General features: G+C 45.4%; 16 protein-coding genes and 7 tRNA genes. 2 read left to right on the top strand and 21 right to left on the bottom strand.

Features of this window, described 5'->3' with window-relative positions:
- Position 1 precedes the first annotated feature (1 nt).
- The 8 genes from nikC to C0033_RS23335 form a co-directional block, all read right to left on the bottom strand.
- Entirely contained in the window at positions 2-970 is a 969-nt protein-coding gene (gene nikC / locus C0033_RS23375; RefSeq protein WP_347501212.1) for a nickel transporter permease, read from the bottom strand.
- Position 971: 1 nt separating this feature from the next.
- Positions 972-1,895 (bottom strand): ABC transporter permease, encoded by a 924-nt coding sequence (locus C0033_RS23370; protein ID WP_103230306.1) that lies wholly within the window; start codon positions 1,893-1,895, stop codon positions 972-974.
- An 83-nt stretch (positions 1,896-1,978) separates the two neighbouring features.
- Positions 1,979-3,655 (bottom strand): ABC transporter substrate-binding protein, encoded by a 1,677-nt coding sequence (locus C0033_RS23365; RefSeq protein ID WP_103230254.1) that lies wholly within the window; start codon positions 3,653-3,655, stop codon positions 1,979-1,981.
- 262 nt (positions 3,656-3,917) lie between these two features.
- The gene (locus tag C0033_RS23355) at positions 3,918-5,837 is read right to left on the bottom strand and encodes an FAD-dependent oxidoreductase (RefSeq protein ID WP_103230252.1); all 1,920 of its coding nucleotides are present in this window, start codon (positions 5,835-5,837) and stop codon (positions 3,918-3,920) included.
- 15 nt (positions 5,838-5,852) lie between these two features.
- Positions 5,853-7,343, bottom strand: a complete 1,491-nt coding sequence (locus tag C0033_RS23350) for a sulfatase-like hydrolase/transferase (RefSeq protein ID WP_103230251.1) — start codon at positions 7,341-7,343, stop codon at positions 5,853-5,855.
- 28 nt (positions 7,344-7,371) lie between these two features.
- Positions 7,372-8,208, bottom strand: coding sequence for a carbohydrate ABC transporter permease (locus tag C0033_RS23345; protein WP_103230250.1), 837 nt, complete (start codon positions 8,206-8,208; stop codon positions 7,372-7,374).
- A 13-nt stretch (positions 8,209-8,221) separates the two neighbouring features.
- On the bottom strand, positions 8,222-9,109 hold the full coding sequence (locus tag C0033_RS23340; RefSeq protein WP_180994867.1) for a sugar ABC transporter permease: 888 nt from the start codon (positions 9,107-9,109) through the stop codon (positions 8,222-8,224).
- An 83-nt stretch (positions 9,110-9,192) separates the two neighbouring features.
- A complete protein-coding gene (locus C0033_RS23335; protein WP_180994866.1) occupies positions 9,193-10,608 on the bottom strand; it encodes an extracellular solute-binding protein in 1,416 nt (471 codons plus the stop codon).
- 272 nt (positions 10,609-10,880) lie between these two features.
- Between C0033_RS23335 and C0033_RS23330 the strand changes: the two genes are divergently transcribed.
- Positions 10,881-11,828 (top strand): helix-turn-helix domain-containing protein, encoded by a 948-nt coding sequence (locus C0033_RS23330; protein WP_103230247.1) that lies wholly within the window; start codon positions 10,881-10,883, stop codon positions 11,826-11,828.
- A 72-nt stretch (positions 11,829-11,900) separates the two neighbouring features.
- On the opposite strand, the gene C0033_RS23325 is transcribed toward C0033_RS23330, so the two are convergent.
- From C0033_RS23325 to C0033_RS23315, 4 genes are all read right to left on the bottom strand, one after another.
- A tRNA-Arg gene (locus C0033_RS23325) sits at positions 11,901-11,974 on the bottom strand.
- A gap of 76 nt (positions 11,975-12,050) precedes the next feature.
- A complete protein-coding gene (locus C0033_RS23320) occupies positions 12,051-12,521 on the bottom strand; it encodes an alpha/beta hydrolase (protein ID WP_278320777.1) in 471 nt (156 codons plus the stop codon).
- Complete coding sequence (locus C0033_RS27715) at positions 12,445-12,741, bottom strand: alpha/beta hydrolase (protein WP_278320776.1); 297 nt, start codon at positions 12,739-12,741, stop codon at positions 12,445-12,447. Before C0033_RS27715 ends, C0033_RS23320 begins: the two co-directional genes overlap by 77 nt.
- Positions 12,742-12,778: 37 nt before the next feature.
- The gene (locus C0033_RS23315) at positions 12,779-13,366 is read right to left on the bottom strand and encodes a cytidylate kinase-like family protein (protein ID WP_103230246.1); all 588 of its coding nucleotides are present in this window, start codon (positions 13,364-13,366) and stop codon (positions 12,779-12,781) included.
- 373 nt (positions 13,367-13,739) lie between these two features.
- Between C0033_RS23315 and C0033_RS23310 the strand changes: the two genes are divergently transcribed.
- Positions 13,740-14,096, top strand: coding sequence for a GHKL domain-containing protein (locus C0033_RS23310; RefSeq protein WP_103230245.1), 357 nt, complete (start codon positions 13,740-13,742; stop codon positions 14,094-14,096).
- 133 nt (positions 14,097-14,229) lie between these two features.
- Here the strand turns inward: C0033_RS23310 and C0033_RS23305 are convergent, their stop codons facing one another.
- The 9 genes from C0033_RS23305 to C0033_RS23265 all read right to left on the bottom strand — a co-directional run bounded on the left by C0033_RS23305 (position 14,230) and on the right by C0033_RS23265 (position 17,773).
- Positions 14,230-15,165 (bottom strand): hypothetical protein, encoded by a 936-nt coding sequence (locus tag C0033_RS23305; protein ID WP_146043808.1) that lies wholly within the window; start codon positions 15,163-15,165, stop codon positions 14,230-14,232.
- A 17-nt stretch (positions 15,166-15,182) separates the two neighbouring features.
- The gene (locus C0033_RS23300; protein WP_103230243.1) at positions 15,183-16,064 is read right to left on the bottom strand and encodes a hypothetical protein; all 882 of its coding nucleotides are present in this window, start codon (positions 16,062-16,064) and stop codon (positions 15,183-15,185) included.
- A gap of 105 nt (positions 16,065-16,169) precedes the next feature.
- The gene (locus C0033_RS23295) at positions 16,170-17,018 is read right to left on the bottom strand and encodes an RNA polymerase sigma factor (protein WP_103230242.1); all 849 of its coding nucleotides are present in this window, start codon (positions 17,016-17,018) and stop codon (positions 16,170-16,172) included.
- 142 nt (positions 17,019-17,160) lie between these two features.
- Positions 17,161-17,246 (bottom strand) — tRNA-Leu (locus C0033_RS23290).
- A gap of 24 nt (positions 17,247-17,270) precedes the next feature.
- A tRNA-Val gene (locus C0033_RS23285) sits at positions 17,271-17,343 on the bottom strand.
- Positions 17,344-17,398: 55 nt separating this feature from the next.
- A tRNA-Asp gene (locus C0033_RS23280) sits at positions 17,399-17,472 on the bottom strand.
- A 33-nt stretch (positions 17,473-17,505) separates the two neighbouring features.
- Positions 17,506-17,579 (bottom strand) — tRNA-Ile (locus tag C0033_RS23275).
- Positions 17,580-17,606: 27 nt separating this feature from the next.
- A tRNA-Glu gene (locus C0033_RS23270) sits at positions 17,607-17,678 on the bottom strand.
- A gap of 22 nt (positions 17,679-17,700) precedes the next feature.
- Positions 17,701-17,773, bottom strand: a tRNA-Asn gene (locus C0033_RS23265).
- Positions 17,774-17,900: the final 127 nt, after the last annotated feature.

Below are 17,900 nucleotides of genomic sequence, written 5' to 3'. Positions count from 1 at the left end.
CCTACTGTTCTTTCAAATATGGGTCCAGCACGTCCCTAAGCCCGTCGCCCAAAAAGTTGAATGCGATTACTACGATCATAATAGCCACACAAGGCGCCAGAGACAGCCACGGTTCACTGAACAAATACTTCTTCCCGCGTACAACCATCAGCCCCCAGCTGGCAGAAGGCGGCTGCGCTCCCACTCCCAGGAAACTCAGGCTGGATTCGGAAAGAATGGCCGAAGGAATGTTGAGTGTAAACAATACGATCAGAGAAGGAATGCAGTTTGGAAGAATATGGCGCATCATAATCGTCCATTTCTTCACGCCGATGGACCTGGCCGCCTCCACATACTCCTTTTCCTTTAAAGACAAGGTCTGCGAACGCACAATTCTCGCCGTACTGGCCCAGTTAACCAGACTGAGCGCGATGAAAATATTCACAAGCCCTCCGCCCATGGTATACATCACAACCATGGCCAGCAAAAGAGATGGAAACGCCAGCATAACGTCCGCCAGACGCATGATGATAAAATCCACCTTACCGCCGTAAAAACCGGCAAACAGCCCAAGAACCGTTCCAATCGTCATAGAAATCAGCGTCGGTACAAGTCCAATAGTCAAAGAAACCCTGGCGCCATAGATAATACGGCTCACCACGTCTCTTCCCAATTCATCCGTCCCCAGCCAATGCTCCGCGCTGGGCGCCTGAAGGCGGTCAACCAGACTCTGTTTCAGATAATCATAAGGCGCTACAAGAGGCGCAAAGATGGCTGCCAGCAAGATCAATACGATGACAACCGCCGAAAAAGCGGCCAGTTTATTCTGCCGTACCAAAGTTTTCACCTTATCCAGCCATGTATCCGCTTCTCCGATCTGAGAATCCATATCGGGCGTATAAGCTGTGCCCTCCAATCCGTACTCCCTAGAACCCTGTCCGGCCCCTTCGGCTGAAGCTTTGAGAGAATTGTTTTTCTGTAATTTGCTCATGTTATGCACCCTCCCTGATTCTAGGATCTAATACGGAATATAATAAATCGGCAGCCAGATTGCCCACAATCACCAGAATGGTGGTAAACACAACCGTCCCCTGCAAAAGCGGCATATCCCTGGTTTCAATGGCATTGACCGCCAGCCGTCCGATACCCGGAACCCCGAAGATGCTCTCCGTGATAACCGCGCCCGACAGCATACTGGATATCTGAAGCGCCATCATGGTAACTACCGGAAGCATGGCATTTTTCAGCGCATGTCCTACGATAACGCCGTATTCCCTCAGCCCCTTGGCCCTTGCAGTCCTGATATAATCGTCCTGCATCACTTCCAGCAAATTGGACCTGGTCATACGTGCAATGCTGCCCGCCGAGTTCCACCCCAGCACGATGGCCGGAAGAACCATACAGGCCAGTGAATTATAACCCGACACCGGGAAAATCTTTAATTTAAATGCCAGCGTATACTGCAAAAACAATGCGGTCATAAACACAGGCATGGATACGCCGATCAGCGCCCCGCCCATAAATAAACGGTCCAGCAGCTTATTCTGCTTAATGGCAGCCACAATGCCCGACACAATGCCGATAATCCACGCAACCACCGCAGCGCAGACTGAAAGCTTAATGGTATTAGGAAATGACTCCAGAATTATACTCGTCACATTTCTGTTCAGCCGGTAAGAGGTTCCGAAGTCGCCATGCAGAGCATTTCCTATGTATTTAAAAAACTGAATATAAAGAGGCTGGTCCAATCCCATCTCCCTGCTCACTTTTTCAATGACCGCTTCATTCACATGCTCGCCCATCATCGTGGTCACCGGATTTCCGGGAACGATGCGGAGCATGATAAAGATGATCAGGATCACTCCGATCAGAACCGGAATTGAAATCAAAATGCGTTTTACGATATTTTTTATCACGAGACAAATCCCTTCCTTTTCACTAAAATAGATGCCGCAAAACAAGTAATCCTCATCCTGCGGCATCCATAAGTGTTTATCAGTTATTTAACAGAAATCGGATAGAAATTGACATCACTCAAGCCATTCCATGATACCTGGAATCCCTGCGTCCTCTTGCTCACTGCAAATAAATGCTGTCTTGAGTACATCGGAACCCATGCCGCATCTTCCTGAATGATCTTTTCTTCCAAAGCCTTGTATTCAGCAAGTCTTTCATCCACGTCCACAATCGCTCTCGCTGCCTGAACGCGGGCCATCACTTCCGTATCCGGATAGTTAATGGATCTCATCTTTGTCTTGTCTTCACCGCCAAAGAATGTATAGATAAAGTTATCAGGATCATTGTAATCTGCAGTCCATGTGCTCATAAAGGAGCCCATATCTCCCGCTTTTCTGGTATCCAGCCAAGTGGACTCATCATAATTCTTGATCTCCGCATTGATTCCAACTTCCTGAAGCTGGTCTTTGATGATCTCAAGCGCCATGGTCGTAGTATCCGATGCGCTGGCATCCGCTCCGATCTCCATAGTAAATCCGTCCGCATAACCGGCCTCTGTAAGCAGCGCCTTAGCCGCTTCCGGATCATAGTTGATTGCAGGAAGATCAGGATTGTAGCCGATCAGTCCATGAGGGAAAATACCGTTTTCCACGTCGCCTCTGCCGCCGTACAGCGCATCCAGAATGGCCTGACGGTCAATCGACATCTGAACCGCCTTGCGGACTTTAACGTCGTTAAATGGTTCCAGCTTCTGATTCATTGTAAAATATGTGATTCCCACACGTGGTCCCGAAACGATCTGATCAGGATAAGCTTCCATAAAATGATCCACCGCATCCTGAACAAAATCCAGGTCAATCAGATCCAGTTCGCCGCTTTCAAACATCATGGTCTGTGTCTCCGTATCAGGAACCACCTTAATTACGATTCCGGGAAGCTCTGTCGCGCCTCTCCAATAGTCTTCGTTAGCAGTCAGCACGATCTGGTCATTCAATGTCCAGGAAGCGAATTTAAACGGCCCTGTACCCACAGTAACCGCAGGATCTAATCCAAACTGGTCGCCTGCTGCCTCGGTAGCCTCACTGTCATAGATGGAAACACCGGGCGCGGAAAGACAGGCCAAAAATCCTGCATACGCCTCTTTTAAAGTCACCTTAAAGGTATAATCATCAACCACTTCCATACCTTCCAGCTCCGTTGCCGTGCCGTCATATAATTCGGCCGCACCCTTAATCTGGTCGATAAATTCCGTATTCGTCGCCCCCTCTACGGTAAGAAGGCGTTTAAATGTGTATGCAACATCCTCTGCCGTTAAATCATTGCCGTTATGAAATTTAACATCTTTTCTCAAATGGAAGGTATACACCAGTCCGTCCTCAGAAACATCCCATGATTCCGCAAGACTGGGCACTACGGAAGATGTTCCGTCCTCTGCCACCTGAATATCCACCAGGCGGTCATAGATGTTCATCGGAATCTGATAGTCCTTAGACGTCCTCTGTACATCGGCTGTCTGAACGTCAGATACGTTGGCCACAGCCAGAAATCCTGTTGTATCGATTGCTGATGCAGATGAGCTCTGAGCAGTCGTCTCCTGCCCTGCCGCAGAAGTCTGTTCTCCGCTGCCTGCCGCCCCTCCGTTTCCGGAACCGCCGCATCCCGTCAAAGCCAGACCGGCCGTCATTGCTGCTGCCAACAATAAACTCAGTTTCTTTTTCATAATATAGCTCCTCCTCTTCTTAACCAGACAATCAGAAAATCACCCGATTCTCTTACAATACAAAAAACGGTGCACTTCCGCTATGGAGTATGCACCTATGCATTCTTATCTGGTTTTCGACTTAATGTTCAAATAATACCATAACGGATATATAATTTCAACTATTTTGCCCATAAAACTTAATATTTTGTAACAGTTCAGCCTTCCGATGTCTGTGCCTGCTGCGGCATCGGAAGGCTGAACTGTTACATATGCTTTGACATCATTCGTTCGTTTCGGCTCCATAAATCCTGATTTCATAAATATGTGCATCCTGACAGCCATTCGTTTCATGTATCCGTATCTCCACAGTATCTGTCAGGACATTTTCCTGCAGGACAATGCGGTTTAGGCGCTGGTAATTATCACGGATTTCCACATCCGCCGCCGTTTTCCCATCCATAAGGAATTTAACCGTATAATCCTTCAGCAGTTCCCGAGCTACGCCAAGAGGTTCTTTATCCAAAAATGCCTTAGAGACGGAGATGCACCGTTCCTCTGATAAATCAGGATCCAAAACTAAACGGACTTCCTTAACCGGCACTGGTTTTAAAAGCTTCAGCCTTAAAAATTCCCCCTGTGAAGATATGCCGTCCGAGCTCCACATATTGCTGCAGCTGCCTTCTCTCCGAGTCACGCCGGAAACCACCAGACCAGCTTCGAAGCCCTTTTTCTCAGAAGAAGCTGAAATAATGGCCGTTCGCGCAGCATCCTTCTTATCTTCATTCCGGCAGCCCATGATATATAAATCATTTTTTAGTAATTCCTGACGCAGTTCCTGTATATGTGTTTTACCGTACTCCTTGGGCGTCATCCCAAGTTTAGCCGCCCCGGCAGCTGCGATTCCGACCGCCTCTCCTCCAACGGCACAGGTTCCCATAACCCGGGCAGATCCCATTGCCAGCTTCGTTGCTGAGATATTGCGTCCCGCCATCATCAGATTAGAAATAGTTTTTGAACAATAGCACCCGTAAGGAATCGAATAGAAACCAGGGAAAGAACGCACCTTAGACGGAATCTGCCCCTTTGCCCTGAAACCTCCGGCTGTGTGCTCGTCCATCGGCCAGCCGCCGTAAGCAATTCCGTTTTCAAATACCCGGTTTGTGAGAATATCATTTTCGGTCAAGACCTCGTCCCCCATCAGCCTGCGGCTTTCACGGCTTCCGGCAACTGATCCAACCCAAACAAGTTCATAGTTTTCCGCGCCGTGGCCGCCCCCATTTTTTATATGATCCCATACGCCGTAAACCGTCCGGTATAATTCGTAACGGATATCTTCGGCCTGACGGATGATGTCATCCCAGTCTCCGCCCAGTTCAATCCACCAATATCCTGATTCCACATCATATTTTTCCACCAGCTGATCCTGGTGGTCTTCATAGTCTTCGTCCGGTTTTAAGACAACCACATCATCTGCATCATGGTAAACCACGATGTCCCCGTGATAGCGGTGTACAAAATCGCTTTCATCAAATGTATACGCCCACTCCGGTTTGCGGAAACGGACCGGATGCCCTTTATCTTCTGCAACAAAATAAATCGTATTTCCCATGGTCTCGCCGTCGCGCTGCACAGGCGCATCTTTTTCCCCATATTCGCATCCCGCTTCCCGCCCGATGCAGTATTCCGCACCTGCAAAATAGCCAAGAGTACCATTTCCTGTCGTATCCACAAAAACTTCTGCCGTAAATTCAAAGCAGATTTCCGTATTCATCTGGTAACATAAAACAGACTGTATGGTCTTTCCGTCGGAATTGACTTTGTACATGGACGTATTCATATAAATGTCCAGATTTTCACATTCTTTTGCGGCTGCCCACAGAACCCCATCCCAAAGAGAGTAGTTATAGCTGTCATTCAAATATTTATTTTCCAGCTGAAGTTCCATTAAAATTCCGGTTTCAGCTGCATCTTTTTTTCCCCAGTGGCAGGAAGCGCCGGAAACATGCATTCTCGTTTCAGAACTTGCATTTCCGCCAAAAACGCTTCTGTCCTGTATAAGGGCCGTCCTAGCCCCCTGGCGGGCAGAGCCAATGGCTCCGCACAGTCCGCTCAATCCGCCGCCGACAAACACCACTTCATAATGCAGACGTACCGGCGGATTCTTTGACGGCGCCGGCGTCTCCCTGATATACTGCTTCATATCTTCTTCCCCCTGCTATCTTGAATATTCCACTTCCATGGCTGGCTGAAAAGTCAGCTTTCCTTCGGAAGATGCACCAACCTTACACAACTGCCCGCGCCCGCATACCGGCTCTTTCCTGCCGTCAATCTGCGGCTCCGCATATTTTAAGAACCACTCATCCAGCTGGGCTTTCATCTCTGCCTCTTTTTCTTCCAGGAACTTAGGTCCATATAGAAAATACCGGTTTTCGTCGAGAAGGTTAAACAGCTCTCCTCCATCATTTTCCAAATCATAGAGTTCATTCGGGCCATATGGATAACGGTGGATATATTTCCATTTTTTTGTACGGATCATTCGGTTGGGGCCGTACTCATCAAAAACCGTAATGCTTTCATGATAAACCCGGCTGCTGCCGGTCTGTAGAAGCGGCAAAAAGCTCCGTCCAGGCAGCTTTCCGGCTTCTGGGTTTTCGATCCCAAGAAAATCAAGCAGCGTCGGCATAAAATCATAAGCGCTGAGCAGACTGTCATTCTCACATCCTCCTTGTATTTTCCCCGGCAAATTAAATATACATGGGACTTTTACGGAGGTGTCAAACAGGTTCAGCGGCATCGTGCTGTTGCCCTTGCCCCAGATGCCATGCTGCCCGCAGTTAAAACCATTGTCGCTTGTATAGATAATCAAGGTATTATCGCGGATTCCCCGTTCCTCCAGCTTTTCCACCAGGCGGCCAACCCCGTCATCAACTCCTTGTACGGCGGCATAATATCCGGCCAGCAGATCGCGTACTGTCAGATACTCCCGTTCTTTGGAAGCAAATGTCAGGCTATAAGCAATATCATGAGGATGATGGATGCTCCATCCGCTTCTCGGATGCTGGGGAACATCCGCAAATGTACAGTTCTCTTTATAATATTTTACGTATTCTTCTTTATGCTGATCCACATGCGGACTGTGAGGGGCCGTATAGGTAAGATTTAAATAAAACGGTTTATCCTCATCGGCACATTCATCAATAAAGGACAGGGCATCTTCCGTAATTACATCCGTTAAATATCCTTCTGTTTTAATTCTCTCAGACCCCCGATAAACCTCCGCATCTCTATAGGTACCGCTTCCTCCTAAAGTTACAAACCAGTGAGAATAGCCCTTCTGCGGATAGCCGGTAGCACCTAAATGCCATTTTCCGCTGATGCCGCAGGTATATCCGCCGGATACCAGAAGCTCCGTATATCCGGTAATTCCTTCCAGATACTTAACAGGGGCATCGCCATGAACTTCTCCGGCGCCCTTTCGGATCCAGTCATGCACTCCGTGCTGTGAGGGAATACAGCCTGTCAGCAGAGAGGCTCTTGCCGGGGAACAGACAGGAGAGGCGCAGAAAAAATTGCTCAAATTAACTCCTCCGGATGCCAGCGCATCAATGTTGGGAGTTCTGATCTCCTTGTTTCCATTGCATCCCAAAGACCAATATCCCTGGTCATCCGTTAATATAAGAATAACATTTGGTTTTTGTTTATTCATTTTAATAAGACTCCTTTCCCTGCAATCCCTACCCCTTAACTCCGGCAGTGGCAATGCCGTCTTCAAAATATTTCTGTGCTGAAATATAAAGAACAACAACAGGAATAATCGTACTTGCTGCAGCGCACATCATTAAATTGTATTCTCTGGCCGTATCGTTTAAGTACCAGCGGATTCCCAACGCAACTGTAAAATTCTTTGTGCTGGGAAGAAAGATCAGCGGGCTTAAATACTCATTCCATGAATTAATAAACGCCAGGATAGCTGCGGATATCAGGCCATTCTTAGTTAAGGGAACCATAATCTGCCCCCATATGCGGAAATGGCCCGCACCGTCGATCAGCGCAGCTTCCGCTATATCATCCGGTACAGACAGATAAAACTGGCGCAGAAGAAAAATCGACGTAACATTAAAAAAGTTGGGAAGAATAATACTCCATAACGTATCATATAAATCAAGAATATGGAACAGCATAAACCTCGGTATAATCAACGCCTGCACCGGAATCATCATCGTAACCAGCATCAGCATAAAAACAATATTGCGCCCCTTAAACTCAATCTTGGCAAACGCATAAGCCGCCATTGAAGAAACAAGCAGCTGCCCTACCACACTGATACAGGAAATCGTCAGAGAATTTAAAAACATTTTCCAAAACGGCAGTTCGGAATTTATCCAGACCTGCATGAAATTATCCCAGCGTATCCGGTCGGAAATCCACCGAAACGGTGACTCAAATACCTGCATGGAAGACTTCAGCGATGAGGATACCATCCATAGCAGCGGAAGCATAAATCCTACCGCCATAACTGCAGCAACCGCTGTCAGGAGAATCTTTCCCAAGTTTATATTTTTTTTGTTCATATGAAAGCCTCCCTTAATAATGAACCCATTTTTTCTGTAGTCCGAAATTTACAAGAGTAACCGCCAGGATAAATATAACCAATATCCATGCTTCGGCGCTTGCGTATCCAAAATTATAATTTTTAAATGCTTCTTCATAAACCAAAACAACCAGACTGACGCTGCCGGAAGATTTTCCTCCGTCCGATATGATATTAATGGCCGCAAAGACCTGGAATGCATTAATCAGACGCACGATTATCAGATAAAAGGTTGTTGGTGAAATCATCGGCACAGTAATAGCCGAAAATTGTTTCCATGCAGATGCCCCATCAACCCTGGCGGCCTCATATAATTCCATCGGAACATTTTTCAATGCTGCAATATAGACAATCAGGCAAAAACCAATTCCTGAATAAACCATAACACAGATAATCGGAATCCTGCACAGGCTGGTGGAAACCAGCCAATCCGGCACATTCTGAACATGGAACACATGAGTTAAGATCTGGTTAATCGGTCCGTCTGAACGAAACAGGAACTTAAATACTGCGCCCAAGGCAACCAGATTGGAAATGTACGGCACAAAAAATGCCAGGCGGAAGAAACGTTGAAAATAGACCCGCCCGTTTACAATATGTGCAAAAATTAATGCAAAAAACACTGTGGCCGGAACTGTCGCCACTGCATATACAATGGTATTAATCAGCGCTGTCATAAAAGACCGGTCTGAAGTAAACAGTTTTTTAAAATTTCTCAATCCAATAAATTTAAGTCCCTGAACTCCTGAGAAGAAATTCCACTTGGTAAACGCCAAAATTATTGATGTAATAACTGGAATCAGCACAAAAATAATGAATATAATAAGCGCCGGAGCCAAAAATACATAACCGGTCATCGTTAACTTTGTTTTATTTTTCATCGTTTCCTCCATAACAAACGGAGCCATGTCAGGCAGTTCCCGCGCACGGCCCCGTTGGTAAAATCAAGATTCAGGCTGCATTATCATTCACTTTCCTCAATTGCCTGATTTGCGGCATCGTTCAGCTGCTGCAGGCCATCCCTGACACTCATCTCACCGCTCAGAATATAGTCCGTATACTCATCGATCAGGGAAGCGATCTCACTGTAAGCCGTAATAACTTCTTCGTGGTATGCCGGCTGCCCCACTGCTAAAACATTAGCGATATAAGAATCCACATCAATATACTTTTCAGCATTTTCACGGCTTCCAAATACCAGATCTACAATTTCATCCGCATCAGTGCCGGTCCATGTTGTTGTGTGCCCTGCTGCATAAAGGTATTTTCCACCCAAGGTTGAAGCAAATTTTGCAAATGCATATGCTGCATCCGGATCCTGGGCATTGTTTGTAACACAATAGAAGGAGTTCGGCATATTTCCCAGTGCATAGTTAGTCTCCCCTTCTTTATTAACAGGATATGGGGCATAACCAAGTATAAAATCGTGAGGATAATTTTCCTTATCCATGACAAAACGGGTTAGAATACTTTCCACACAAGTAGCCGCTTTACCGGACCACAACATGTCACGCGCTTTAACGCTGTCTTTAATCAGGTTGATCTTCGGATACCAAATCTCTTCCGCCTCTGCATCCAATTCCCGCTGAATAATAGTTTCCGCCAGGCCGCTGGTAAAATCCGCCTTTCCCTCCGCATTATAAAACGCATCAACTCCCTTAGTCTGACGCATGGAATAAGTCCAGTAATCTCTCTGATTAAAATCAGTGCCGCCATATACGGCAACAGCGCCGGAACCGTCTTTTTTTGTCATTTTCCGGCAGGCTTCCATATATTCGTCATATGTCCAGGAAACCGGAATATCACCCAATCCCGCTTCATTCCACATATCCATATTAAGTGCCACAAAGATGGACAATCCACCTGAAGGGAAGCAAAAGATCCGATTATTGTACGTATAAGCATCCGTTCCCCATTCCTTTACCAAATCCAGATTATCTGCTGCCAGGCGATCCGTAATATCCATTAACATACCGTTTTCCCAGCGGAATGCGGTATTATGTGTGCCAAAGCTCAGAATAACATCCGTTACCCCGGCCTGAATATTGGTATTGGCGCTTAAATTACCATCAGCATTGTTGGTATAAATCTCATAAGTTACATTCACGTTTGGATAATACTCATTAAATGCAGCAATTAAGTCATCCGTTCCCAAAGATCCTTTAAACGCAGTCAAAAGTCTTACAGTACCGGTCAGCTCTGCGGCGTTTTCGTCGATGTATTTGGGTTCGCCGTCGGCCATCGTTTCCATCGCTGCGGTTTCCCCCGCTTCCGTTTTTTCCGCTGCCGAACTGGAAACAGTTTCTTTTATTTCCGCAGTCTGTTTCGTGTCACCTGACGTACCGGAGCTGCAGGCTGTCATAGAAATAACTACTGCCATACACAACAAATTAGTGAAAATCTTTTTCATTAATGAATTTTCCTCCTCTTTTTTGAGTTCCTTTCACACATCAAAGCCTGCAGATCTTTTACGTGTCAGGTACTTTTGTTATTTTTTATATCTTACAAATAAATATTATCATTATTTTAGTAATTTTACCTGTAATAATATGCTGTCTACCAGTAAATAAATGCATTTCTATTGCCTCGCAACTATTCTTTACTTATAATGATATTATCTGATTTATATGTTTTATAAGGGGGAGGGACTGTATGGATATTAAAGAACTTTTGACACCACTTTTAAATACTCTGGATCATTTGTGCAGTGGTTTCGTATTGAAAGATTTTGTTGGTTTTTTAAACTGGGAACCAACCGTCGGCGCAGCTCTTCTGGCCTATACCGGACATCACAGCGCTTTTTGCACTGCCGTTAAGCAGAATTCGGCGGCTTACGCACGATGTGTTCAATGCGCAGACATCCACCAACGGTTCTGTGAACGGACATATGCTCCATTTTGCCGGCCCTGTTTCCTCGGCATATCGGAATATTCTGTTCCGATTATAATTGATGAACTTTGTATCGGTTCCATATCTGTCGGACATTACTGCTCCGATTACAGTTTTACTGCCAGCCGCATCTCTGCCCTAAGCAACCGTTTCGGTCTTGAAGAATCCACTCTGCTTCAGTGTTTCGCCGGAACTGTAGGCGCAGCACCTCCATCTGAAGACTGTAAAATAGTTATTGTTTTTATTGCCAGATACTTAGCCGAAGTTTTCCGTCCCTATACCGGCCGGGTGCAAAAATATAAGGAATCCCAAAATGTGACTGATATCGGTTTTGAGAATATCCAGAAATACATATACCGCTGTTATACGGATCCCGGTCTCAATGTCACTTCAATTGCCCGGGCCTGCAATTATTCCCATTCTTATGTCAGCCACACATTTAACCAGAGAATGAAAATCAATCTCCGCACTTATATCAACCAGCTTCGGATAATCCTTGCCAAACATGAACTTAGAAACGGCTGCAGTGTATCCTTTACAGCTATGGTTTGCGGTTTTAACGATGCCAACTATTTCTGTAAGGTTTTTCAGTCCATGGTTGGAATACCGCCGTCACAATATGCCAAACACGTGAACAAAAAGGAGGAGCTAAATAGCCTCCCCCCGGAACATACACAAATTGCCGCAGCTTACCAATCGCACTTGCCATAATCTAAAAAGGCGCCGTAGTTGACAGGCGCACAATAAAAAGCCCCGGATCAACGATCCAGGGCTTTTCCTATACGTGCGTGAGAAGATTCGAACTCCCGACACCTTGGTCCGTAGCCAAGTGCTCTATCCAGCTGAGCTACACACACATATTTTGTAATGCTGCAACTCACTGCTGCAACATTACAGATTTTAATCTATTTTTGTTTTTTTGTCAAGCATTTTTCAAAAAGTTTTCAAAAAGTTTTCCACCGCCTCATTAAACCCACCCGGATTCTTCGCCGCGATAAAATGATCCCCTTCGATCAGAGCCAGCTGCCCGTTTAAAATCGATCGATAAATCCTCCTGGTATGCCCGGTCCGGATCATATCGTCCGTTCCCGCTATGACGAGAACCGGCATCCTGAGTTTATGAAGCGCTTCCACCTTGATATGCGGTTCCTCAATCATAATCTTCATCAATTCCAGCCTGGTGGCCTCACCCCTTGACTTCTCATCCTTCCCTCGAATCAAAAGCCTGATAAAATCTACATATTCTTCAGCCTGATACCTCAGTTTTAAGCCGGAGGGATACAGATTGGCTCCGTTTAGAATCAAACGCTTTACATAGGACGGATATTTAAGCGCGAAAATAAGGGCGATATTCCCGCCGTCGCTGAACCCCAGAAGATTCACCCGTTTCAGCTTTTTTTTCATCCAGAAATGCCTTCAGATCCTTGGCAAACTGCTTCAGCGTAAACGGCTTCGTTCCCCTGGGCGAACGCCCATGTCCTCTGGTATCAATGGCAATCACATGATATTCCTTAGAGAAGTGCTCCAGCTGATGCTTAAAATAGCCGCAGTTTCCACCGTTGCCATGTAAAAGCACCAGCGGTTCCCCTTCCCCACGCTCTGTATAGTATAACTGAATCTCCATATTTCTCCCTTATTCAAACACACGTTTCAAAAGAACATCATTTCTCCAATGTGTCCAGATATGCCAAAACAGTTTCCAAACATCCTGCAATCCCTGCTTTTCCCGTATTCAGGCAGAGGTCATAATGCGGCGCCCTCCCCCAGGTATTGCCAGTATAATACTGATAGTAATCTTTTCTCTTTCTGTCAATCTCACGGATTCTGCGTTCCATCTCTCTGGGCTCTGCCCCCTTCTCTATGGTCAGCATCCGCTCCAGCCTCTTCTTCATAGGCGCACAGATAAACAGGTTCACGCTGTCTTCTAAAACCATATCCGCACAACGCCCTACGATCACACAAGGACCTTCACCCGCCAGCTTCTTAATGGCTCTGCCCTGTGCCAGGAATATCTGATCCGACATAGGAACCTGATAAATATTGGAAAACGGAGTATAGGCCGGAATCTCCACGTGATCCACAGACTCCTCATACTCATGAAATACATCCTCTGCAATATCACTTTCCTTAGCCGCCACATAAATCAGTTCTTTATCATAGAACGGAATCCCAAGCTTCTCTGCCAGACGAAGTCCCAGTTCCCGCCCGCCGCTGCCGAATTCACGGCTTATGGTTATCACATGACTCATAGATATCACCCTCCTCTTCCTTTTCCTCTATTCTAACACAAAGTTACATATTTTGCACCGATAGGAAAAAGAAATGTTCGGTTAAAAAATCAGAATCATCCCTCTGTGCTCCACTCCCTCTCCAATAGATAATGAAAATATTTTTCCCTGATTTTTTTCCTTTCTCGTACCTTAATCGGTATCTGATCTCCGTCATCATCTGAATACAATTGGGGAACTGGCCAGCCAACATGAATACGATGAATTAGAAAATTATATAAAAGGCTGTGATGACAACACCAAACAATTCACACAGACAAATCTCTGTGAAAATCAAGCTGCCAACGCTGTCCTGAACTACTATTTCAGGCTTGCCGTGCAGAAAGAGGTTCCTATGGAATTAAAAGTATCTCTGCCGCCCGCCCTGAAACTGGAAGCCTGGAACCTGGGCATTTTATTCGGTAACCTTTTGGAAAATGCAATTGAGGCTTCCGTAAAGCTTCCCAAAGAAAAACGCATCATAAAGGTATATTCAAAAATCTCAAAAGGAAACCTTCTTTTAACCGTAAAGAACAGCTGGAACGGCGTATTTTCTGCTTCGGAATATCATATTGCTTCCACCAAGCACGAAGGGCCGGGAATCGGCCTTGCCAGCGTCCGCAGCCTCGTAGAAAAAAACGGCGGCCAGTTCTATCTAAGGCCTGATAACGAGGAATTTGAAGTCTCCATTGTTTTATGGAAGCAAATATAGAGTACCAATAATCAGCAATACGAAGCGTTCATTTTCCGGTAAAAGCAAACACGGAAGAGAAACCTGAAGGGTTCCTCTTCCGTGCTGCAGATTGATATACCTGCACTTCCCGACATACCAATTCATCCATTCATCAATTAATCCATTCCCCGTTTTCATCCACTTCATATCCATCAGGCGTAGTCGCAGATACCAAAAGCTGCCCCATTCCGGCTCCGTCTTCCATGCTGAAATAATACCATTTGCCGTCAATCAGATTCCATCCGGTACACATCATTCCCTGTTTTCCGTCTATGAACGGATTCAGATAGAATTTTCTTCCATCCTGATCCGTATGCCATCCAGTTTCCATAAACCCGTCCTGATTAAAGAAATACCATCCATATGCCCCATTATAATATAAATATCCCCACTGATTTCTGTAAGAGACCCCATTGGTAAATGTCCATTTGCCATCCCTTACGGCCCAATACTCCGTATCATCGTGATCCTCACTGTCTTCACTTTCATAGGATGATTCCTGATCAGAAGGCGCAGGGGTCGGAGTTGGTATTGGTTCCGGTTCCGGTTCCGGCTTTTGTTCCGGTTCTGCATAATCCTCTATACTTCCAATTCCAAACAGGACAGAATACTTTGCCGTTTGACCGCCTTCTAATGTCTGGTCTATCCAGGAATAGGCCATACCACTGTCCACACCATTTAGCTCCTCTGTTGGCAATTCCCCGGTAAATATATTTTCTGTCCGATCATAATACCGTCCGTACCACCATCTGTCAACATCAGCATCACTTTCTTCATCATTTGTAACAGAAAATGCAAGTTTATATTCTTCACGATTATCTGAAGAGTAATCACGTCCCAGCATTAATATCCCATCATCACTACGCCTGACCGCTGCATGATCATCATTTCCCACGCATGTATCCGCTGCGCTTCCAAGGGAAAATGTAACCGCTTCATCTGCATTTGTATTTTCGACGTAATATATTAATCTGACATAAGACAAATCATTTATTATTTCAATTTTCGCCCTGAGGAAAACTTTTAAATCTCCCTTTGTACTCTTCATATTACCGTCTGAAAATATCAGATCACTTGTCTGATCATTCTGCAATAACCAAACTCCATACCCCCCAATGAACTTCTGATTTCGTCTGAAGCGCTATAGCCCTTCACATCATATCCGAAAGGAGATAAACTAAACTTCATACTGCCATCATCATCCTGCATTAAAAGGGGTTCTAAATCTGCCTTGGGTTCTGGTATTTTAAATTCCGCCATATTCAATAATTGGGGCTGAATTGCATTGGAAATATTCTCCGTTTTTAATTCATCCTTACTTTTTTCTGTCTCCACCGGCAGATCATTTTCTAACTTTCCTTCTTCTGCATCTTTCTCTGCTTTTTCATCCGTTTCCGTGTCTGTTTCGGATTCTAAATCAGAATCAGTTTTTTCATTGGGCTGCGAGCCCGCTCCGGGCTCCAAATCAGTTTCTGCTTTTTCGCCGGTCTCCGAACCCACTCCGGATTCCAAATCAGAATCAGCTTTATCATCGGTCTCCGAGCCTGTTCCAGGTTCTAAATCAGGTTCTGCTTTTTCATCATTTTCATCTTCATTCCCGTTATTTACTCCGGCTTCGCCTTTATTCTCATTATCCGTTCCGGCGTCTTCCCCGCTTTCGTTATCTGTTCCTGTCCCTACGGTCTCTTCATCCGCCCCAGCCCCTTCACTTTTTCCAGCATCCACTTCGGCTTCTTCTCCATTTTCCGTTTCAGCCTTCTTATCTTCCTCAGTCACATCATAACTGCCGGTAATAGTTTCATTGGCTTGGCCGATTCCGTCCACAATTTCTTCAGCTGCCGCATTTAAAGGCGCACCGCTTACCGATAAACAAAGTGCCACTGCATAAGCGGCCGCTTTTGTCCCCCACTTTTTCTTATTTTTCCTGTTTCTATATGGCTTTCTCATAAATTATAACCTCCTTAAATTACTTGATACTATGCAGCAAATATATCAAATAAAGAGGCATAAATGGGAGCCTTGCTAAAAAAATCATTTATGTGGATATAAAAATCATTTTGTATTGGCAGCAATTATTTTCATTGACTCTGACCCTATCATTTTCTCTATGAATTCCTTAGCTTTATCCGAAATCCTGTATTCCGGCATGTTCGAAAATATAAGCGATGCCGCATCCATAGTCTCCATCTCCTGCTTAACCGTTTCCAGTATTCCGCTGTCCAGCCGTTTCAAATTACCGAACTCCAGTCTTTCCGGATTAATCCTATGCTGTGATATGGCATATCCAACCCGTTTTCGGCAGGAACACATACCTGTTTCCGTAAGCCCACAATACTGAGACAGGAAATCTCCCACCTTTTTCCTGATTCTGGACAGTTTTTTTCTATAATTTTCCGGACTCATATCCAGAATTTCTCCAGCCATCCGACTGTCTAATTTAAACATGGTCCCCAGTATAAAGATACACCGGCTCTGCGGATCTAAACACTGCAGCATCACATTCGTACACGAAAGTTTTAACTCCTCCGCCAGCAGTTCCCTATCCGGTTCCTCGTATAATTCCTCATGAAAATCTAAAGAGCCTGTTTCAATGTCTCTTCCATAAAATTCAAAATCCAGCGGATGCTGGGCAAACATAGATTTTTTATAATTAATTAAGTAATTAACCGCAATTCGGTAAACCCATGTGAAATAACTGCTTTCTTTCCTGAACCCCGGCAGTCCCGTCATAACACGCAGTAAAATGTCCTGGCTGGCGTCCTCTGCATCCGAAACACTTCCCAGCATCCTGAGTGAAATATTAAACACCCGGTCCTGGACTTCCACAAGCAGGCTCTCCATTGCATTCTGATCCCCGTTCACCGCGAGATCTACCATACGGTCGATTTCTTCTCTCTCCATCTCATACCTCCAAATAAAATGTCCTTTTATGTAGTTAGACAGCCACCCCGGCTGTTTGTGACACATTTCCCTAAAATAATGAGATTAAAATTTTATTCATATAACGCAAAAAGGACAATCACAATAAGATTGTCCTTTAAAATGCCGGCGACCGGAATCGAACCGGTACGGGCGATTAGGCCCGCAGGATTTTAAGTCCTGTGCGTCTGCCAGTTCCGCCACGCCGGCATGAAGATAAAAATATCTTCTAAGTGGGACCTATAGGGCTCGAACCTATGACCCTCTGCTTGTAAGGCAGATGCTCTCCCAGCTGAGCTAAGATCCCAGGGAATAAATATAAAGTTGTTACTAATTGTACATCTTTTTTTGAAAGATGTCAACGACCCGGATGGGATTCGAACCCACGACCTCCGCCGTGACAGGGCGGCGCTCTAACCAGCTGAGCCACCAGGCCAAAATTATAATCAAATATTTAGTTCAGAGTTAGTGGACCTTCGGGGACTCGAACCCAGGACCGACCGGTTATGAGCCGGTTGCTCTAACCAACTGAGCTAAAGGTCCAAAATAAATATTTATTATCAGACACAATGACCCCAACGAGATTCGAACTCGTGTTACCGCCGTGAAAGGGCGATGTCTTAACCGCTTGACCATGGGGCCTTATTATATTATCAAAAGTAAACTCCCTGAGTAGGACTCGAACCTACGACACCGCGGTTAACAGCCGCGTGCTCTACCGACTGAGCTATCAAGGATCATAGGGTATGTACCCTCAAAACCACACACTGAATCATATCTACCGGTATCTCTACCTTCCATCCGTTACGGCTTCTGCCGCTTTCCTCTTTCTTACCTAAACCAACTTGGTTAAGCCCTCGACCG

Origin of the sequence: Clostridium sp. chh4-2 (assembly GCF_002899675.1) — a bacterium.
In the GTDB taxonomy this organism is placed as follows: Bacteria; Bacillota; Clostridia; order Lachnospirales; family Lachnospiraceae; genus CHH4-2.
Note: the sequence above shows the minus strand (reverse complement) of the source record. Positions and strands in the feature narration are given on the sequence as shown.